At 71.9% G+C, this 14,752-nt stretch carries 13 protein-coding genes; 2 read left to right on the top strand and 11 right to left on the bottom strand.

The window, feature by feature from the left end; genetic code table 11:
* Positions 1 to 2: 2 nt before the first annotated feature.
* The 10 genes from nuoH to ACFVHV_RS17245 all read right to left on the bottom strand — a co-directional run bounded on the left by nuoH (position 3) and on the right by ACFVHV_RS17245 (position 11,901).
* Complete coding sequence (gene nuoH, locus ACFVHV_RS17200; protein ID WP_359902264.1) at positions 3 to 1,331, bottom strand: NADH-quinone oxidoreductase subunit NuoH; 1,329 nt, start codon at positions 1,329 to 1,331, stop codon at positions 3 to 5.
* Entirely contained in the window at positions 1,328 to 3,994 is a 2,667-nt protein-coding gene (locus tag ACFVHV_RS17205) for an NADH-quinone oxidoreductase subunit G (RefSeq protein ID WP_380351866.1), read from the bottom strand. Before ACFVHV_RS17205 ends, nuoH begins: the two co-directional genes overlap by 4 nt.
* Positions 3,991 to 5,352, bottom strand: a complete 1,362-nt coding sequence (gene nuoF, locus ACFVHV_RS17210; RefSeq protein WP_359902261.1) for an NADH-quinone oxidoreductase subunit NuoF — start codon at positions 5,350 to 5,352, stop codon at positions 3,991 to 3,993. Before nuoF ends, ACFVHV_RS17205 begins: the two co-directional genes overlap by 4 nt.
* Positions 5,352 to 6,221 (bottom strand): NADH-quinone oxidoreductase subunit NuoE, encoded by an 870-nt coding sequence (nuoE, locus tag ACFVHV_RS17215; protein ID WP_359902328.1) that lies wholly within the window; start codon positions 6,219 to 6,221, stop codon positions 5,352 to 5,354. The genes nuoF and nuoE overlap by 1 nt, the downstream gene beginning before the upstream one ends.
* A 17-nt stretch (positions 6,222 to 6,238) precedes the next feature.
* Positions 6,239 to 7,579 carry an NADH-quinone oxidoreductase subunit D gene (locus ACFVHV_RS17220; protein ID WP_359902258.1) on the bottom strand — a complete coding sequence of 447 codons (1,341 nt, stop codon included), beginning with the start codon at positions 7,577 to 7,579 and terminating at the stop codon, positions 6,239 to 6,241.
* Positions 7,579 to 8,292 (bottom strand): NADH-quinone oxidoreductase subunit C, encoded by a 714-nt coding sequence (locus ACFVHV_RS17225; protein ID WP_359902256.1) that lies wholly within the window; start codon positions 8,290 to 8,292, stop codon positions 7,579 to 7,581. Before ACFVHV_RS17225 ends, ACFVHV_RS17220 begins: the two co-directional genes overlap by 1 nt.
* Positions 8,289 to 8,843, bottom strand: coding sequence for an NADH-quinone oxidoreductase subunit B family protein (locus ACFVHV_RS17230; RefSeq protein ID WP_074005520.1), 555 nt, complete (start codon positions 8,841 to 8,843; stop codon positions 8,289 to 8,291). Before ACFVHV_RS17230 ends, ACFVHV_RS17225 begins: the two co-directional genes overlap by 4 nt.
* A 128-nt stretch (positions 8,844 to 8,971) precedes the next feature.
* Positions 8,972 to 9,331 (bottom strand): NADH-quinone oxidoreductase subunit A, encoded by a 360-nt coding sequence (locus tag ACFVHV_RS17235; protein ID WP_030060100.1) that lies wholly within the window; start codon positions 9,329 to 9,331, stop codon positions 8,972 to 8,974.
* A 752-nt stretch (positions 9,332 to 10,083) separates the two neighbouring features.
* The gene (locus tag ACFVHV_RS17240; RefSeq protein ID WP_359902253.1) at positions 10,084 to 10,785 is read right to left on the bottom strand and encodes a response regulator transcription factor; all 702 of its coding nucleotides are present in this window, start codon (positions 10,783 to 10,785) and stop codon (positions 10,084 to 10,086) included.
* A 36-nt stretch (positions 10,786 to 10,821) separates the two neighbouring features.
* Complete coding sequence (locus ACFVHV_RS17245) at positions 10,822 to 11,901, bottom strand: sensor histidine kinase (RefSeq protein WP_380351870.1); 1,080 nt, start codon at positions 11,899 to 11,901, stop codon at positions 10,822 to 10,824.
* A 202-nt stretch (positions 11,902 to 12,103) separates the two neighbouring features.
* On the opposite strand from ACFVHV_RS17245, the gene ACFVHV_RS17250 reads away from it, so the two are divergent.
* Complete coding sequence (locus ACFVHV_RS17250; protein WP_359902247.1) at positions 12,104 to 12,679, top strand: hypothetical protein; 576 nt, start codon at positions 12,104 to 12,106, stop codon at positions 12,677 to 12,679.
* A gap of 13 nt (positions 12,680 to 12,692) precedes the next feature.
* On the opposite strand, the gene ACFVHV_RS17255 is transcribed toward ACFVHV_RS17250, so the two are convergent.
* Positions 12,693 to 13,685, bottom strand: a complete 993-nt coding sequence (locus ACFVHV_RS17255; RefSeq protein ID WP_359902245.1) for a DMT family transporter — start codon at positions 13,683 to 13,685, stop codon at positions 12,693 to 12,695.
* Between the two features lie 302 nt (positions 13,686 to 13,987).
* On the opposite strand from ACFVHV_RS17255, the gene ACFVHV_RS17260 reads away from it, so the two are divergent.
* Positions 13,988 to 14,647: a TetR/AcrR family transcriptional regulator gene (locus ACFVHV_RS17260; protein WP_380351872.1), complete on the top strand. Its 660-nt coding sequence runs from the start codon at positions 13,988 to 13,990 to the stop codon at positions 14,645 to 14,647.
* Positions 14,648 to 14,752: the final 105 nt, after the last annotated feature.

Below are 14,752 nucleotides of genomic sequence, written 5' to 3' on the forward strand. Positions count from 1 at the left end.
GTTCAGCTCCCTTCGGAATGGTCGGCCCCGTTGAGGGCGTCCTGGAGTTGCTTCGGGGCGCGGCTGCGCCGGCGCGGCACCGGCGGGAGCACCTGGCCGGGCAGCGGCGGGACCGGATAGCCGCCGGCCATCGGGTCGAAATCGGCCTTGGGCGGGGTGACCTCGGGTTCGGGCTGCTTCCTCAGGAAGTCCCGCAGCAGCGCCAGCAGCAGGATCACGCCGACCGGCGCGCCCACGTACAGCACCACCTCGCCGAAGTCGTAGCCCTCGTTGCGCAGCGCCCGCACGCTCGCGATCAGCACCAGCCACACCAGCGAGACCGGGATCAGCACCTTCCAGCCCAGCTTCATGAACTGGTCGTAGCGGAACCGGGGCAGCGTGCCGCGCAGCCAGATGAAGAAGAACAGCAGCAACTGGATCTTCAGCGTGATCCACAGCATCGGCCACCAGCCGTGGTTGGCGCCCTCCCAGAACGTCGACACCGGCCACGGGGCCCGCCAGCCGCCCAGGAAGAGGGTCGAGGCCACCGCCGAGACCGTCACCATGTTCACGTACTCGGCCAGCATGAACATCGCGAACTTCAGCGAGGAGTACTCGGTGTTGAAGCCGCCGACCAGCTCGCCCTCGGCCTCCGGGAGGTCGAACGGCGCCCGGTTGGTCTCGCCGACCATCGCGATGATGTAGACGATGAACGACACCGGCAGCAGCGCCGCGAACCACGTCGGCTGCTGGTGCGCCACGATCTCCGAGGTCGACATCGAACCCGAGTAGATGAACACCGCCGCGAAGGACAGGCCCATCGCGATCTCGTAGCTGATCATCTGCGCGGACGAGCGCAGCCCGCCCAGCAGCGGGTACGTCGAACCCGAGGACCAGCCCGCCAGCACGATGCCGTAGATGCCCACCGCGGCCGTCGCCAGGACGTACAGCAACGCCACCGGGAAGTCCGTCAGCTGGAGCGGCGTGCGGGTGCCGAAGATCGACACCTCGTTGCCGGCCGGGCCGAACGGGATCACCGCGAAGGCCATGAACGCGGGGATGGCGCAGACGATCGGGGCCAGGATGTAGACCACCTTGTCCGAGCCCTTGACCACCAGGTCTTCCTTCAGCGCCAGCTTCACGCCGTCCGCCAGCGACTGCAGCATGCCCCACGGGCCGTGCCGGTTGGGCCCGATGCGCAGCTGCATCCAGGCCACCACCTTGCGCTCCCAGACGATCGCGATCAGCACCGTCAGGACCAGGAAGGCGAAGCAGAACACCGCCTTCAGCAGCACCAGCCACCACGGGTCCTGCCCGAAGAAGTGGAGCGTCTCGTACGGCTGCGGTGTCATCGGTCCTCCCCTTCTCCCGCGGTCCCGTCCACGGTCGAACCGGCCTGGGCCCGCGCCTGGGCCTGCGCCTGGGCCTGGGCCGACTCGTCCCGTTCCTGCTCGTCCTGCGCCGACCGGTCGGGTGTCGCCCGGTCCTGTGGCGCCCGGTCCTGTGCCGCCCCGTCCTGTGGCGTCGGGCCGGGATCGGCCTCGGCCTCGACCGCGGGCTCGGGCTCCGCCTCGGCCGCGGCGATCGTGACCAGGTGGCCGACGGTGGTGCCGAGCGCGCGCGGGGCACCGCCCGGAGTGGAGCCGAGCGGGACCCAGACCGTGCGGTCCGGGATCGAGTCGGTGACCTCCAGCGGCAGGGTCAGCGATCCGGCCGGGCCGGTCAGCCGCAGGGCCCCGGCCGCCACCGCGCCGATCTCCTTGGCCGTCTCCGCCGAGATCCGGGCCACCGCCCGGTGCCGGGTGCCCGCCAGGTGCGGATCCCCCTGCTGCAGCGCGCCGTTGTCCAGCAGCAGGCGCCAACCCGCCAGCACCGCCTGGCCGGCGGCCGGCCGGGGCAGCGGGCCGGGGTGGGCCGCCGGGTCGGCCGTGCGGTCGCCCTCCCAGGGGGCGAAGCGGTCCAGCTCCAGCCGGGCCGCCCGGACGTCCGGCAGTCCCAGCCGCCCGCCCAACGCGTCCGCCAGCATGCTCAGCACCCGCAGGTCCGGCTGGAGGTGACGGCCCATCTGCTGGTCCGGCTTGAGCGCGGCCTCGAACATCCGCACCCGGCCCTCCCAGTCCAGGAAGGTGCCGGCCTTCTCCGCCGCCGCGGCCACCGGCAGCACCACGTCGGCGCGCGCCGTCACCGCCGAGGGCCGCAGCTCCAGCGACACCAGGAACGGCACCGCCGCCAGCGCCTCGTCGGCCAGCGCGGGGTCCGGCAGGTCGTCCGGGTCCACGCCGCCGACCAGCAGCGCGTCCAGCTCTCCGGCCACGACCGCCGCCAGGATCCCGTCGGTGTCCCGGCCCGGCCGGGACGGCAGCTCGGCCCCGCCCCACAGCTCGGCCGCCTCCGCCCGGGCCGCCGCGACGGCCACCGGACGGCCGCCGGGCAGCAGGCCCGGCAGCGCACCCGCCTCCACGGCCCCGCGCTCACCGGCCCGGCGCGGCACCCAGGCGAGCCTGGCGCCGGTCGCGTGCGCCAGGCGCAGCACCGCCGTCGGCCCGCCCGGGACGGCGGCCAGCCGCTCGCCCACCAGGATCACCGCACCCGGGGCGCGCAGCAGTTCCGCCGCCCGGCCCGCGTCGTCGTTCAGCGGCTCGTCCGCCGCCAGCGCCGCGAACCACTCCGGCTCGGTGCCGGGGGCGGCCGGCAGCAGCGCGCCGCGCAGCTTCGCCAGGCCCCGGGAACCGAACGCGGCCACCGAGAACACCTTCAGGCCCGTCGCCCTGGTCGCCTTGCGCAACCGCAGGAAGACGATCGGCGACTCCTCCTCCGGCTCGAAGCCCGCCAGCAGCACCGCCGGCGCCCGGTCGAGGTCCTCGTACGCCACGCCGGCGCCGTTCACGTCGACGCCCCGCCCGGCCACCGCCGCGGCCAGGAAGTCCGCCTCCTCACCGCTGTGCGGGCGGGCCCGGAAGTCCACGTCGTTGGTGCCGAGCACCACCCGCGCGAACTTCCCGTACGCGTAGGCGTCCTCGACCGTCACCCGGCCGCCGGCCAGCACCCCGGTCCGGGCCCCGCGCAGCCCCTCGGCCGCCCGGGCCAGCGCCTCCGGCCAGGAGGCCGGCACCAGCTCGCCGTCCACCCGCACCAGCGGGGTGGTCAGCCGGTCCCGCTGCTGGGCGTAGCGGAAGGCGAAGCGGCCCTTGTCGCAGTTCCACTCCTCGTTCACCGCCGGGTCCTCGCCCGCCAGCCGGCGCAGCACCTTGCCGCGCCGGTGGTCGGTGCGCTGCGCGCAGCCCGAGGCGCAGTGCTCGCACACGCTCGGCGAGGAGACCAGGTCGAAGGGGCGCGAGCGGAACCGGTACGCCGCCGAGGTCAGCGCGCCGACCGGGCAGATCTGGATGGTGTTCCCGGAGAAGTACGACTCGAAGTCGTCGCCCTCGCCGGTGCCGACCTGCTGAAGTGCCCCGCGCTCCACCAGGTCGATGAACGGGTCCCCGGCGATCTGCTGCGAGAAGCGGGTGCAGCGCGCGCACAGCACGCAGCGCTCGCGGTCCAGCAGCACCTGGCTGCTGATCGGCACCGGCTTCTCGTAGGTGCGCTTCATCCCCTCGAAGCGGGAGTCGGCGGCGCCGCTGGTCATCGCCTGGTTCTGCAGCGGGCACTCGCCGCCCTTGTCGCAGACCGGGCAGTCCAGCGGGTGGTTGATCAGCAGCAGCTCCATCACGCCGCGCTGGGCCTTCTCGGCCACCGGCGAGCTGAGCTGGGTGCGCACCACCATGCCCTCGGCCACCGGAACGGTGCAGGAGGCGACCGGCTTGCGCTGGCCCTCGATCTCGACGATGCACTGGCGGCAGGCGCCGGCCGGATCGAGCAGCGGGTGGTCGCAGAAGCGCGGGATCTGGGTGCCGATGGTCTCGGCGGCCCTGATCACCAACGTTCCCTTGGGGACCCGCACTTCGACGCCGTCGATGGTGAGCGTGACCAGTTCGACCGCGGTCTCGGAGGCGGTTGGCTCTGTGATCGTCACGCGTGCACCTCCCTTTCGGTGGCGGACTGGTGGCCGGGGCGGGGGCCGTCGGCCCAGACGGTGGAGGCGGCCGGGTCGAACGGGCAGCGGCGCTCGGCCAGGTGCTGCTCGTACTCGGCCCGGAAGTGCTGGAGCGAGGAGACGATCGGGCTGGCCGCGCCGTCGCCCAGGGCGCAGAAGGACTTGCCGTTGATGTTGTCGGCGATGTCGAGGAGCTTCTCCAGGTCCCCGTCGACGCCCTCGCCCGCCTCGATCCGCTGGAGCAGCTGGACCAGCCAGTAGGTGCCCTCGCGGCAGGGGGTGCACTTGCCGCAGGACTCGTGGGCGTAGAACTCCGTCCAGCGGGTGACGGCCCGCACCACGCAGGTGGTCTCGTCGAAGACCTGGAGCGCCTTGGTTCCGAGCATCGAGCCGGCCGCGCCGACGCCCTCGTAGTCCAGCGGGACGTCGAGGTGCTCGTCGGTGAACATCGGGGTGGAGGAGCCGCCCGGGGTCCAGAACTTCAGCCGGTGCCCGGGGCGGATGCCGCCGCTGAGGTCGAGCAGCTGGCGCAGCGTGATGCCGAGCGGGGCCTCGTACTGGCCGGGGTTGGTGACGTGGCCGGAGAGCGAGTAGAGCGTGAAGCCGGGGGACTTCTCGGTGCCCAGGGCCTTGAACCACTCCTTGCCGCGGGACAGGATCGGCGGCACCGAGGCGATCGACTCGACGTTGTTGACCACCGTCGGGCAGGCGTACAGGCCGGCGATCGCCGGGAACGGGGGCCGCAGCCTTGGCTGGCCGCGGCGGCCCTCCAACGAGTCCAGCAGCGCCGTCTCCTCGCCGCAGATGTAGGCGCCGGCCCCGGCGTGCACGGTGATGTCGAGGTCGATCCCCGAGCCGAGGATGTTCCGGCCCAGCAGCCCGGCCCCGTACGCCTCGGCGACGGCCGCGTGCAGCCGGCGCAGCACCGGGACGACCTCGCCGCGCAGGTAGATGAAGGCGTGGTCGCAGCGGATCGCGTAGGAGGCGATGATCATGCCCTCGATCAGCGAGTGCGGGTTGGCGAACAGCAGCGGGATGTCCTTGCAGGTGCCCGGCTCGGACTCGTCCGCGTTGACCACCAGGTAGTGCGGCTTGCCGTCGTTCTGCGGGATGAACTGCCACTTCATGCCGGTCGGGAAGCCTGCGCCGCCGCGGCCGCGCAGGCCGGCCTCCTTGACCAGGGCGATCACGTCGTCCGGCGGCATGGCGAGGGCCGCCTTGAGGCCCTCGTAGCCGTGGTGGCGGCGGTAGGTGTCGAGCGTCCACGGGCGGCTGTCGTCCCAGGAGTCGGACAGGACCGGGGTGAGCAGCTTCTCGGCCGGCTCGGCGGAGGTCATCACGCTTCGCTCCCTTCCTGGCCCTTGCCCGCCTGGCCGTTGTTCGTCTGGGGGTTGCTCGCCTGGGGGTTGCTCGGCTGGCTGTTGCTCGCCTGGGGGTTGCTCGCCGGGCCGTTGCCTGCCTGGCCGTTGTTCGCCGGACCGCTGCCCTCGTGGCGGGGGGACGCGGGGCGGGGGGAGACCACCTTGGTGCCGGCGGTGCCGGGCAGCGCCTCGCCGCGGGCCAGCCGCAGACCGGCCAGGGACGGCGCGCCGCCGGCACCGGACTCGTCGTTGGCGCCCGGGCGCTCGTCCGGGAAGCCGGCCAGGATCCGGGCGGTCTCCTTGAAGCCGCACAGCCGGGCACCGCGGGTGGGCCGGACCTCACGGCCGGCGCGCAGGTCGTCGACCAGCTGCCGGGCGCTCTCCGGGGTCTGGTTGTCGAAGAACTCCCAGTTGACCATCACCACGGGCGCGTAGTCGCAGGCCGCGTTGCACTCGATGTGCTCGATCGAGACCTCGCCGTCCTCGGTGGTCTCGTTGTTGCGGACACCCAGGTGCTCCTGGAGCTCGGCGAAGATCTGGTCGCCGCCGAGCACCGCGCACAGCGTGTTGGTGCAGACCCCGACGTGGTACTTCCCGGCCGGGCGGCGCCGGTACATGGTGTAGAAGGTCGCGACCGCGGTGACCTCGGCGCTGGTGAGGTCCAACTGTTCGGCGCAGAAGCGGATCCCGGTCGGGCTGACGAAACCCTCCTCGGCCTGCACCAGGTGCAGCAGCGGCAGCAGCGCCGAGCGGGGCTGCGGGTAGCGGGCGATCAGCTCGGCGGCATCGGCGGCCAGCCTGGCGTGCACCTCCTCGGGGTACGGTGCGGCCGGCAGTGCCGGCAGTCCGAGTTCGACGTTGGTCACCGGTCCACGCCTCCCATCACCGGGTCGATCCCGGCCACCGCGACGATCACGTCGGCCACCTGGCCGCCCTCGCACATCGCCGCCATCGTCTGCAGATTGGTGAACGACGGATCCCGGAAATGGACCCGGTACGGGCGCGTCCCGCCGTCGCTGACCACGTGCACGCCCAGCTCGCCCTTGGGCGACTCGACCGCCACGTACGCCTGGCCGACCGGGACCCGGAAGCCCTCGGTGACCAGCTTGAAGTGGTGGATCAGGGCCTCCATCGAGGTGCCCATGATCTTGCGGATGTGGTCGAGGGAGTTGCCCAGCCCGTCCGGGCCGACGGCCAGTTGGGCGGGCCAGGCGATCTTCTTGTCGGCCACCATGACCGGGCCCGGACGCAGCCGGTCCAGGCACTGCTCGACGATCCGCAGCGACTGCTTCATCTCCTCCAGGCGGATCAGGAAGCGGCCGTAGGAGTCGGCGCTGTCGGCGATCGCGACCTCGAAGTCGTAGTCCTGGTAGCCGCAGTACGGGTCGGTCTTGCGCAGGTCGTGCGGCAGGCCGGTGGCACGCAGGATCGGGCCGGTGGCGCCGAGGGCCAGACAGCCGGGCAGGTCCAGGAAGCCGACGTCGACCAGGCGGGCCTTGAACACCGGGTTGCCGGTGGCGAGTTTGTCGTACTCGTGCATCCGGGAGCGGAAGACCTTGACCGCCTCGCGGATCTGGTCGACGGCGCCGGGCGGCAGGTCCTGGGCGAGGCCGCCGGGGCGCACGTACGCGTGGTTCATGCGCAGACCGGTGACCAGCTCGAAGACGTCCAGGATCAGCTCGCGGTCCCGGAAGCCGTAGATCATCAGGGTGGTGGAGCCGATCTCCATGCCGCCGGTGGCCAGGCAGACCAGGTGCGAGGCGATCCGGTTGAGCTCCATCATCATCACGCGGATGACGTTGGCGCGGTCCGGAACGTCGTCGGTGATGCCGAGCAGCTTCTCGACCGCCAGGCAGTAGGCGGTCTCGTTGAACAGCGGGGTCAGGTAGTCCATGCGGGTCACGAAGGTGGTGCCCTGGACCCAGCTGCGGAACTCCATGTTCTTCTCGATGCCGGTGTGGAGGTAGCCGATGCCGCAGCGGGCCTCCTTCACCGTCTCGCCGTCGATCTCCAGGATCAGCCGCAGCACGCCGTGGGTGGACGGGTGCTGGGGGCCCATGTTGACGATGATGCGCTCGTCGTCGGCCCGGCCGACCGCCTCGACCACCTCGCCCCAGTCACCGCCGGTGACGGTGAAGACCCGGCCCTCGGTGGTATCGCGGGCGTCCGCTTCCTCGGTCTCTCCAAAGTGCTGGGTGTTCATCAGCTGTACGACCTCCGCTGGTCGGGAGCCGGGATCTGGGCGCCCTTGTACTCGACGGGGATGCCGCCGAGCGGGTAGTCCTTGCGCTGCGGGTGGCCCAGCCAGTCGTCCGGCATCATGATCCGGGTGAGCGCGGGGTGGCCCTCGAAGACCAGGCCGAAGAAGTCGTAGGCCTCGCGCTCGTGCCAGTCGTTGGTCGGGTAGACGCTCACCACGGAGGGGATGCGCGGGTCGGCGTCGGGTGCGGTGACCTCCAGCCGGATCAGCCGGCCGTGGGTGATCGAGCGCAGGTGGTAGACCGCGTGCAGCTCGCGGCCCTTGTCGCCGGGGTAGTGCACGCCGCTCACGCCCAGGCACAGTTCGAAGCGCAGCGCCGGGTCGTCGCGGAGGATGCGGGCGGTCCCCAGCAGGTGGTCGCGGTCGATGTGGAAGGTGAGCTCGCCGCGGTCGACCACGGTCCTCTCGATCACCTCGACCGGGTCCAGGCCCTGCTCCTCCAGGGCGCCCTCCAGCTCGTCGGCGACCTCGTCGAACCAGCCGCCGTACGGGCGTTCGCTCGGACCGGGCAGCACGATCGGGGCGGCCAGACCGCCGAAGCCGGAGGTGTCGCCGCTGCCCGTGGCACCGAACATGCCCTGGCGGCGGCCGACCACCTCGACCGGGATCTCGCGGACCGGCTGCTCGCGGCGGGTCTCGGGTACCTGGTCGTTCATCGCAGCTGCCCCCGCATCTCGCTGATCGGGGTGGCCTTCAGGGCGAGCGCCTCACCGAGCTCCTCGGCCCGGCGCCTGTTCACGCCCAGCGGCTCGTGCTGGATCTTGTCGTGCAGCTTCAGGATGGCGTCCATCAGCATCTCCGGACGGGGCGGACAGCCGGGCAGGTAGATGTCCACCGGCACGATGTGGTCGACGCCCTGGACGATCGCGTAGTTGTTGAACATCCCGCCGGACGAGGCGCAGACACCCATCGAGATGACCCACTTGGGGTTGGGCATCTGGTCGTACACCTGGCGCAGCACCGGGGCCATCTTCTGACTCACCCGCCCCGCCACGATCATCAGATCGGCCTGCCGGGGGGAGCCCCGGAAGACCTCCATGCCGAACCGGGCCAGGTCGTAGCGGCCCGCCCCGGTGGTCATCATCTCGATCGCGCAGCAGGCCAGACCGAAGGTGGCCGGGAAGAGTGACGCCTTGCGCACCCAGCCGGCGGCCGTCTCCACCGTCGTGAGCAGAAAGCCGCTCGGCAGCTTCTCCTCGATTCCCATCAGATCCCTCTCAATGCCCTCGAGTCCGCTGATACGTGGGCCGGTTCTGGCTTGTCCGCTCGTTCACAAGCGGGCGCGCAGCCGGCGGACGGGTGGGGTCACCACCCCGCGCTCGGACCACCCCGCGCTCAGTCCCACTCCAGGCCGCCGCGCCGCCACACGTAGGCGTACGCGACGAAGACGGTGGCGATGAACAGGAGCATCTCGACCAGCCCGAAGATCCCCAGGGCGTCGAAGGTCACCGCCCAGGGGTAGAGGAAGACGATCTCGATGTCGAAGACGATGAAGAGCATCGCCGTCAGGTAGTACTTGATCGGGAACCGACCGCCGCCCACGGGCTGCGGTGTCGGCTCGATGCCGCACTCGTACGCCTCCAACTTGGCCCGGTTGTAGCGCTTGGGGCCGGTGAGTGAGGCCATCACGACGGAGCCGACCGCGAACGCCGCCGCGATGGCACCGAGTACGAGGATCGGCGCGTAGGCATTCATAGCCCCCGCTCCCTCCGTCCAGTCGTCCTTGACTGCAGATCGGAACCGGCGGGTCACACAGAGGTGAACCCGCGTTCCAGTTCCCGAGATCCACCTCATGTGAGGCAGTTCACAAAGCCTGGAACGAGCGCATCCTATGCCCGTCGGCTTGTGATCTGCGACACGCAGTTCACGGTCACCTTTGTGATCTACGACACCCTTCGAATGGGGTCGAATAGGAACATGCCCAGATTTGTCGACGCAAAGCAGTCAAATGATCACAAGCAGTCGCATTTACTTGTGAAGCGGCAGGTCAGGGGCGTGTTCCTATATCAACTATGCGTCGGTCTGAGCAAATTTCCAGGCGTCATGTTGACGTGTTATAGAGGCTCACTCGCAGGGGTGGCGGGGGTCCGAACGCTCGCTTGACCCTTCGTTCACAAGCACGCGAGCTTGTCGTTGAACGGGGTTCCCCTGCCGCTCCCCCAGCCGCCCGATTCCTCCACCGGGCACCTCCACGTGCCGCCTCGGTGACGCCTCGGTGCTGCCTCGGTGCCGCCTCGGACAGGCATTTCGAACGGGCCGGGGCGCGCAGGCGGGGGTGCCCGGTGGAGACGCGCAAGGGAAGGCGCCCAGGGGGAGGCCCGCAGGACGGGGTGGGGCGCGCAGGGCAGGGTGGGGCGGGCGGGGCGGGGCGGGCGGGGCGTTGGGCAGGCGGGGTGCGGACGGCCCCGGGCCCTCGCCTCCGGGCCCTCGCCCCGGGCTGGGGCCGGCTACTGGCGGCCGGCCGCCTGCTCCCAGATCCAGGCCGCGATGCCCACCCGGTTACGGGCTCCGATCTTGCGCTGGATATTGGCGAGGTGGTTCTTCACCGTCCCCGGCGAGATGAACAGCCCCGCGCCGATCTCGGCGTTGGTCGCGCCGTCTGCCACCAGCTCGGCGATCTCCCTTTCCCTCGTGGTCAGTTCCTCCGTCGGGCCGGCTGTCGACTGCGGAGCCGCCGAAGCCGCCTTGGCGCCGCCTCGCCCGGGCACCGGCTCCGCACCCGGGAGTGCCATGTGCCGCAGGAGCCGGACGGTGATCTGCGGGCTGATCAACGCGTCCCCCGCCATCGCCGCCCGGACCGCCTCGATCAGCAGCACCGGCCCCGACCGCTTCAGCAGGAATCCGGCCGCCCCGTGCCGCAGTGCCGTGTGCACGTACTCGTCCAGGTCGAAGGTGGTCACCACGATCACCTTGCACTGGTCGGCCAACTGCCGTGTGACCTCCAGACCGTCGAGCTTCGGCATCCGGATGTCCGCGAGCACCACGTCCGGCCGCAGCCTCCTGGCCTCCTGCACCGCAGCGGCACCGTCTGCCGCCTCCGCCACCACCACCATGTCCGGCTGAACGTCCAGGATCATCCGGAACGCACTGCGCACATCCGCCTGGTCGTCCGCGATCAGGATCCGAATCGGCCCTGTGCCGCTGCCCATCTCCGTACCTCCCCGCTCCCCGTCCCGCCTCGGCTCCTACGCACCCGTCGGCCCCGCACCGGCCGCCTCCAGTGGCAGCACCGCCGTCACCCGCCAGGCCTCCCGCTCGTGCGGGCCGGCTTCCAGCGAACCTCCGAGGGCCTCGACCCGGGCCGCCAAGCCCGGCAGGCCGCTGCCGCCGCCCCGGCGCGGCCGCCCTGCCGGACCCGGCGCCCGACCGTCGTTGGTCACCGTCAGTTCCAGCCCTCCGCCGCTGCGGCGGGCCCGGATCTCGATCTCCCGCGCGGCCGGAGCATGCCGCCGGACATTGGTCAGGGACTCGACCACGATCCGGTGGACGGTGCCCTCCACCTCGCGCGGCACCGGCTCCTCCGGCAGCTCCAGACGGACCTCGGCTCCACCCGTCGCGGTGAACCGCTCGGCCACCTCGGCGAGTTCGGCGAGTCCGGGCTGCGGACCACGACCTCCGCCCTCCTCGCTGCGCAGCAGCTGTACCGTCCGGTCCAGCGAGGCCAGCGCCCGCTGCCCGGCCTGCTCTATTCGCTGGAACATCTCCGCCGCCCGGGCCGGATCGATCCCGGCCAGGTAGGCCCCCGCCTGGGCCTGGGCGACCATGCCGCTGACATCGTGCGCCACGAAGTCGTGCAGGTCGTGGGCCAGCTCCAGCCGCTGCGCCCGCCTGGCCTCGGCCACCGCCTTGTTGCGCACCTCGTCCAGGCCCCGCAGGTAGAGCCCGATCAGCACGGCCGGCAGGGAGAGCATCGATCCGAACCCGAAGAGCGTGAGCGTGTCCGCGGGCCCCTCGATGAACACGAACCGGGACGGCCAGAGGGCGACCGCTCCGCAGGCCGTCCAGGCGGCCGCCGCACACCACGGGCCGTCCTCGGCGCGCAGGCCGACGACCACCGACAGCAGCAGAACGGCCAGCTCCACCAGGCCCAGCAGCCCGGCCCAGCGCTGCCCCTCCACCCAGCGGCCGAGGAACCAGACGGCGACCGTGACCGCGACCGATGCCGCCCCGAGCGCCATGGTCACGGCCGCCGCCCCGTACCGCCGCCGCACCGGCCAGGCGATCGGCGCCAGGACCAGGACGACCCCGGAAAGGATCTGAGTCATCGTCACCACCTCCCTCGACTCCTCGACTGCCGTCACATTACGACGCCGCCCATGCGTCGCGCCTGTGCCGATCGGCATATTTCAAAGGCGGGTTGAGCAGGAGGAACAGCCCGATCGGCATCTGCCGCCAACCCCTGGCGGGGCTCCAGTCTTGAGTCGTCGCACCGGCCACGGAGGCCGGAGCCGAAGGGAGTCCACCACCATGTCGAAGCTCGTGATCAACGCCCGCGGCACCACCCACCGGGCCGCGGCGGCCGCCCCGGACGTCCCGCCCGCACCGCGCTGGGCCCGGCTCGCCGCCAAGGCCGCCGTCCTGACCACCGTCCCCTCGGGGCTGTGGCGGATCGCCTTCGGCTTCGGCGTCCCGGTCGGCTTCAGCGGCGCGACGCTCGCCGCGTACGCCGAGCACCAACCGGGCTGGGGCACGCTCTACTGCGTGGCGCTGAGCGCCCTGGCCGAGTCGCTGGCCTTCCTGACCCTGGGCCTGGTCCGGCCCTGGGGGCTGGTGGCGCCCCGGTGGATACCGCTGCTGGGCGGCCGTCGGGTCCGGCCACTCGCCGCGATCGTCCCGGCGTTGCTGGGCTCGGTGATCCTCACCTCCCTCGGTACGACCGCGCTCCTCGGCGGCTGGGCCCGCAACCTGGCCGAACCGGATTCTCCGCGCGGTCTCGCCGGCGTGGTGATGACGCTCGCCTACCTGCCCCTGGTCGCCTGGGGCCCGCTGCTCGGTGCGGTCACCCTCGACTACGCCCGCCGGACTCTGTGGCGGCACCGGTGACGAGGGCGGCCGGTCACACCTGGGCCGGCTCCGCGCTCGGCCCTGCCGCATCCCTCCCGCTCGCGCCCTCGCCCTCGTCCTCGTTCCGGATCGGGGCCGGCGCGGGGGCCGTGCGCCGACCCCACTCCGTCGCGACCAGCACCAGGGCTCCGCCGAGCAGGGCGAGCGGGCCCATCCGGTTCCCGGCCAGGGTGATCCCGAAGACGGCGGCCCACAACGGCTCGGTGCCGAGCAACAGGCTCACCCGCGAGGGCGACGTGGCCCGCACGGCCCACATCTGGACGAAGAAGGCGAACAGAGTGCAGAACAAGGACAGATGCAGCAGCCAGGCCCACTGGCCGGCTCCGTACGAACGGGCGACCGTCCACGGCGCAGGACCGACCGACAGCGCGACGACGGAGAACACGCCGGTGGCCACGGCGAGTTGGACCCAGGTGACGGCGAGCATGTCGGTGTCGCGGACGGCTCGGGTGCGGGCCATCGCGAGGACGTACGCCGAGCGGACGAGGGCGGCGCCCAGCACCAGCAGATCTCCGAGCGTCGGAGGGCGCAGCCCGCCGTCGCCGGTGAGCAGGGCGACACCGAGGACGGCCAGCCCGGCGGCCGCGAGGAAGGCCTTCGGTGGTGCGGTCCGGCCGAGGGCGCTCTCGCCGAGCGGGGTGAGCACCATGGCGAGGCTGATGATCAGTCCGGCGTTGGTCGCGGAGGTGTGCACGGCTCCGTAGGTCTCCAGCAGGAAGATCCCGCTGAGCACCAGCCCCAGTGCGGCACCGCCGAGCCACTCGGCACGGCTCAGCCTCCGCAGGGCGCGCCAGGCGACCATCCCGAGCAGCGGCAGCACCAGCCCGAACCGCAGCACGAGCATCGCCACGACCGTCCCGGGCTCGGCCACGCGCTGGACAGCGAGGAAGCTCGATCCCCACACCACGGCCACGAGCAGGACCGGAAGATCACGAAGGACCGACGAGGACGAACCCTCGGGCAGGTCGGACAAGGAGGCTGACATGCGAAAGATCCCTCCGAACGGACGGAACCGGCGGGCGCGAGTACCGTACGGCGTCGGACGGACCCAAAAGCCGGGCGGAGAGCCCGGCGGTGGACGAGGTGGAGCGTGGAGCAAAGGTGCGCCATCCTCGCGCACCGGGCCGCCGATGATCAATGCCCCGCGCGGGCACCGATGGGTCGGGCGACGAGCAGGTGGCCGCGGCGGGCGGGCAGGCTCTGCTCGTAATGCAACTTGAGTCGCATTACGATGAGCACGGCGCGACCGTCACGCCACAGCAATCCCTGACGCGACCGGAGTCGACTTTGACTGAGGCCACCCACCCCGCGCCGGAACCCCGCACCCCCACCCCGCGCCCGGGCGGCCGCAGCGCCCGGGTCCGGGCGGAGGTGGTCGCCGCGACGCTCGCCGAAGTCACCGAGAAGGGGTACGACGGCCTCACCGTCGAGGCGGTCGCCACCCGCTCCGGCGCCCACAAGGCGACCCTCTACCGACGCTGGGGCGGAGTGGACGGCCTGGTCGCCGACGCCCTGACCGCCTCCGCCGACCAGCCCTGGCCCCTGCCCGACACCGGAGACCTCCAGCAGGACCTCCACCGGATCACCCAGGAGGTGTTCAGCGTCTTCACCGACCCGGAGCTCGGCCCCACACCGATAGCGCTGATCTCCGCCGCCCAGCGCTCGGACGCCGGCGCGGCCGCCCTCCGCGCCTTCTTCGCGGCCCGGCACCGCCAAGCCGCCGAGGTGGTCGAACGGGCCGTCGCCCGGGGCGAGCTCCCCACGGGGACGGACGGCGCCGAGGTGGTCCGGGCCGCCACCGCACCGCTCTACTACCGCCTGTTCGTCTCCGGCGAGCCCCTGGACGCCCGCACCGCCGAGCGGGCCGCCGACACCGCGGCCCTGGCCGCGCGCGCAGGGCTCTTCACCACCACCGCGACCACCACGACCACCACGGAACGGAACTGACAAACCATCACACCACTGCCGCCCGAGGAGCCACGGCCGCCCCAACCCCTACCGCATCCCCATCCGGCCGTGGATGATGCACCCATGACAACCCCGCCGTCCACC

It is taken from the genome of Kitasatospora sp. NPDC127116 (genome assembly GCF_042677365.1).
Classification (GTDB): Bacteria; Actinomycetota; Actinomycetes; order Streptomycetales; family Streptomycetaceae; genus Kitasatospora; species Kitasatospora lactacystinica.

Excerpts from the sequence above, each read along its gene's own strand:
- ACFVHV_RS17250 (WP_359902247.1), top strand. The coding sequence starts at position 12,104 with ATGTCGAAGCTCGTGATCAACGCCCGCGGCACCACCCACCGGGCCGCG.
- ACFVHV_RS17255 (WP_359902245.1), bottom strand. The coding sequence starts at position 13,685 with ATGTCAGCCTCCTTGTCCGACCTGCCCGAGGGTTCGTCCTCGTCGGTC.
- ACFVHV_RS17230 (WP_074005520.1), bottom strand. The coding sequence starts at position 8,843 with ATGGGAATCGAGGAGAAGCTGCCGAGCGGCTTTCTGCTCACGACGGTG.
- nuoH (WP_359902264.1), bottom strand. The coding sequence starts at position 1,331 with ATGACACCGCAGCCGTACGAGACGCTCCACTTCTTCGGGCAGGACCCG.
- ACFVHV_RS17220 (WP_359902258.1), bottom strand. The coding sequence starts at position 7,579 with ATGAACACCCAGCACTTTGGAGAGACCGAGGAAGCGGACGCCCGCGAT.
- ACFVHV_RS17235 (WP_030060100.1), bottom strand. The coding sequence starts at position 9,331 with ATGAATGCCTACGCGCCGATCCTCGTACTCGGTGCCATCGCGGCGGCG.
- ACFVHV_RS17245 (WP_380351870.1), bottom strand. The coding sequence starts at position 11,901 with ATGACTCAGATCCTTTCCGGGGTCGTCCTGGTCCTGGCGCCGATCGCC.
- ACFVHV_RS17225 (WP_359902256.1), bottom strand. The coding sequence starts at position 8,292 with ATGAACGACCAGGTACCCGAGACCCGCCGCGAGCAGCCGGTCCGCGAG.
- ACFVHV_RS17240 (WP_359902253.1), bottom strand. The coding sequence starts at position 10,785 with ATGGGCAGCGGCACAGGGCCGATTCGGATCCTGATCGCGGACGACCAG.
- nuoF (WP_359902261.1), bottom strand. The coding sequence starts at position 5,352 with ATGACCTCCGCCGAGCCGGCCGAGAAGCTGCTCACCCCGGTCCTGTCC.